Annotated in this window: 3 protein-coding genes and 1 pseudogene; 3 read left to right on the forward strand and 1 reads right to left on the reverse strand. The window is 68.3% G+C overall.

Translation table 11 applies throughout. The features are described 5' to 3' along the window. Both PLC66_RS22390 and PLC66_RS22395 read left to right on the forward strand, forming a co-directional pair. Positions 1-1,347 (forward strand): excinuclease ABC subunit UvrA (locus PLC66_RS22390; RefSeq protein ID WP_503012261.1); only part of this gene is annotated, 1,347 nt, incomplete at its 5' end. 152 nt (positions 1,348-1,499) lie between these two features. Continuing rightward, positions 1,500-2,186 carry a cytochrome b/b6 domain-containing protein gene (locus PLC66_RS22395; RefSeq protein ID WP_324544390.1) on the forward strand — a complete coding sequence of 229 codons (687 nt, stop codon included), beginning with the start codon at positions 1,500-1,502 and terminating at the stop codon, positions 2,184-2,186. Positions 2,187-2,293: 107 nt separating this feature from the next. Here the strand turns inward: PLC66_RS22395 and PLC66_RS22400 are convergent, their stop codons facing one another. Then, positions 2,294-2,746, reverse strand: coding sequence for a c-type cytochrome (locus PLC66_RS22400; RefSeq protein ID WP_324544391.1), 453 nt, complete (start codon positions 2,744-2,746; stop codon positions 2,294-2,296). A 255-nt stretch (positions 2,747-3,001) separates the two neighbouring features. On the opposite strand from PLC66_RS22400, the pseudogene PLC66_RS22405 reads away from it, so the two are divergent. After that, a pseudogene (locus PLC66_RS22405) lies at positions 3,002-3,310 on the forward strand (methyl-accepting chemotaxis protein); the annotation flags it as partial. Between the last annotated feature and the right edge of the window lie 62 nt (positions 3,311-3,372).

The raw sequence follows: 3,372 nt of genomic DNA on the forward strand, positions 1-3,372 counted from the left end.
ACGCTGGAGGCGCTGCGCGACCGCGGCAACACGCTGCTGGTGGTCGAGCACGACGAGGACACCATCCGCCGCGCCGACCACGTCATCGACCTCGGCCCCGGTGCAGGGGTGCGTGGCGGCCGGGTGGTGGCCGAAGGCACCATCGCCGACCTGCTGGCGGCGCCGGAATCGGCCACCGGCGAGTGCTTCCGCCACCCGCTGCAGCACCCGCTGCGCCCGCGCCGCGCGGTGGCGGACGACCACGCGGCGATCCGCATCGAAGGCGCCAGCCTGCACAACCTGCGCGACATCTCGGTGCGCATCCCGCTCGCGCGCCTGACGGTGGTGACCGGTGTGTCCGGTTCCGGCAAGTCCAGCCTGGCGCGCGACGTGATCCACGCCAACCTGCGCGCGCGCCTCGGCGACCCCGAGGCCACCCGCGCCCGCCGCCGCGGCCAGGCCCAGCCGGAGGAGGTCGACCAGGCCCTGGTCGGCTGCAAGGGCATCCACGGCTGGCAGCAGGTCGGCCGCGTGCTGGAAGTGGACCAGACGCCGATCGGCAAGACGCCGCGCTCCTGCCCGGCGACCTACGTCGGCTTCTGGGACGCGATCCGCAAGCTCTTCGCCGACACCTTCGACGCCCGCACCCGCGGCTGGAACGCCTCGCGCTTCTCCTTCAACACCGGCGCCGGGCGCTGCCCGGTGTGCGACGGCGCCGGCCAGACCACCGTCGAAATGAGCTTCCTGCCCGACGTGAAGACGCCCTGCGAGGGCTGCGGCGGTGCGCGCTTCAACCCCGAGACGCTGTCGGTGCGCTGGAAGGACAGGACCGTGGCCGAGGTGCTGGCGATGCCGGTGGACGAGGCGGTGGAGTTCTTCTCCGCGCATCCGGCCATCGCCCACCCGCTGCAATTGCTGCAGGACGTCGGCCTCGGCTACCTGACCCTGGGCCAGCCCAGCCCGACGCTGTCGGGCGGCGAGGCGCAGCGCATCAAGCTCGTCACCGAGCTCGCCAAGGTGCGCCGCCGTCCGGGCGACGCGGAGGACACCGGCGGCGTGCCGCTTCCGGCCGACAAGCACAGCCTGTACGTGCTCGACGAGCCCACCGTGGGCCTGCACATGGCCGACGTCGACAAGCTGATCCACGTGCTGCACCGCCTCACCGATGCCGGCCACACCGTGCTGGTGATCGAGCACGACCTCGACGTCATGGCCGAGGCCGACTGGCTGATCGACCTCGGCCCGGAAGGCGGCGACGGCGGCGGCCAGGTGGTGGCGGAAGGCCCGCCGGAGCTGGCGATGGCGACGCTGGCGTCGCACACCGGGCGGCACTTGAGCGAGTTCTTCGCGTTGCGCCAGGGTGGCTGAAGGGGCTCGGCACGGAACCCCGGCCCGATGTTGGAGTCATTGAGGCGGCATGACGTGTGCGGGCCGTGGCGGACACACGGGCATGAAACGATGGATCAGTGGTCGCGGACGCCAAGCGGCCACTGATCATTTCTAAATGTGAAGGGTTTTGAATGCGCAAGACGAGAGTACGCGTGTGGGATCTCCCCACCCGCCTTTTTCACTGGTTGCTGGCGGGGCTGGTGGTGGCCGCCTATGTCACCGGCCAGCTCGGCGGCAGCTACATGGAGTGGCACGGTCGAGTCGGTATCGCCATCGTCGGCCTGCTGAGCTTCCGCCTGGTGTGGGGGGTGATCGGCTCGACCTACGCCCGCTTCAGCGACTTCGTGCCTGGTCCGGCGCATTTGTGGGCGCACCTGCGCGGGCACTGGAGCGGGCTGGGCCACAACCCGCTGGGGGCCTTGTCGGTGCTCGCCCTGCTTGGCGTGATGCTCTACCAGGCGGTGACGGGGCTCTTCGCCAATGACGAGATCGCCTTCTCCGGCCCGCTGCGCGCACTGGTGAGCGCGGACACCAGCAACTGGCTGAGCGGCCTGCACCGGCAGAACTACTGGCCGATCATCATCCTGGTCGGCCTGCACGTGGGCGCGGTGCTGTTCTATGCGCTGATCAAGAAGGACAACCTCGTCGGGGCGATGATCACCGGTCACAAGGATGTCGACGAGGCCGACGCGCAGCCGGCGCAGGGCGGCGGCCTGGTGGCCCTGCTGATTGCGCTCGCGATCACCGCCGGCGTGCTGTATGTCGCCACCGGCAGCTTCATCGAGCCGCCGCCACCGCCGCCGGTCGCGCCCTGGTGACGCGCTGCGCCGCGGCGACGGTCTGCCTGGCCGCAGCGAACGCTGCGCACCCATGAAAATGCCACCCCTCGGGGTGGCATTTTTCGCTGCATGCCGCGGGCGGCCGATCAGTCCATGCGGTACTTGTCGTGACAGGCCTTGCAGGTTGCGCCGGTCTCGCCGAAGGCCTGCTGCACCGCCGCCTTGTCGCCGCTGGCGGCGACCTTGGCCAGGTTGGCCGCCGCCGCGTTGAAGTCGGTGGCGAGCTTGCCGACGTCTTCCATGTTCTGGAAGAACTCGGGCTTGACGCGGGTCTTGACGTTGCCGATGTCCTTTTCGGTGCCCGGGCCGTAGAGCGCGCCCATGCCCGAGGCGGCGATCGCGGCGATGGCATTGGCGGCGGCCTCGACCTGTTGGGCGTTGAACTCGCCCTCGACGTTGGCCTTGATCTTGCCCATGTTCCAGCTCATGAAGCTGTAGCCCGCCTGGCGGAACTTGATCTGATCCTCCGGCTTGACCTGGGCCGCCGCGGTGGTGGCGATGGACAGGGCAAGGGCGCCGAGCAGGATGGATTTCTTCATGGAATACCTCGTCTTGTTGTGTGGGAAGGGGAAACGACTTCATGCAAGCGGCAACAGGGTCGTTGCCGGCCAGACCGCGAATCGACTGCCGTGGCCGGCAAATGGTTCAACCGAATCATTATCACCATTGGGTGATGGAGTGATGACGCTGCGGCGGCATATGCTGCCCTCAAGCGTCGCCTGCCGCGGCCGATAACAGCATCGGATACGCAAGAAACGATGATGGCCCGTCGACACGGGCAGGGAGATTGCACGATGCGCCGCCTTGCAGACACACCGATCTGGCTTCGCCTGACGATCGCGATCTGGCTCATGCTGGTCGTCGCCTGGGGCGGCATGATCGCCTGGGAGACCCGGGTGAACCGTGACATGGCGATCGAGCAGGCAAAGGATTTCGCCATCAGTTTCAACGAGATGACCATGGCCGGCCTCACCGGCATGATGATCACCGGCACGGTCGGCCAGCGCGACGTGTTCCTCGACCAGATCAAGGAGCTGCAGGCCGTGCGCGACCTCAAGGTGATCCGGGGCGAGGCGGTGAGCCGCGTGTTCGGCGACGGTGGCGTGGCCACTAGCCCGCATTTCTCACAGATAGGAGGCGCATCGCGGCCGGAAATATGAGAAAG

The organism is Thauera sp. (assembly GCF_035444905.1).
Taxonomy (GTDB): Bacteria; Pseudomonadota; Gammaproteobacteria; order Burkholderiales; family Rhodocyclaceae; genus Thauera.

What these genes read in the sequence shown, in the direction of transcription:
- PLC66_RS22395 (WP_324544390.1), top strand. Translation starts at nt 1,500, where the DNA reads ATGCGCAAGACGAGAGTACGCGTGTGGGATCTCCCCACCCGCCTTTTT.
- PLC66_RS22400 (WP_324544391.1), bottom strand. Translation starts at nt 2,746, where the DNA reads ATGAAGAAATCCATCCTGCTCGGCGCCCTTGCCCTGTCCATCGCCACC.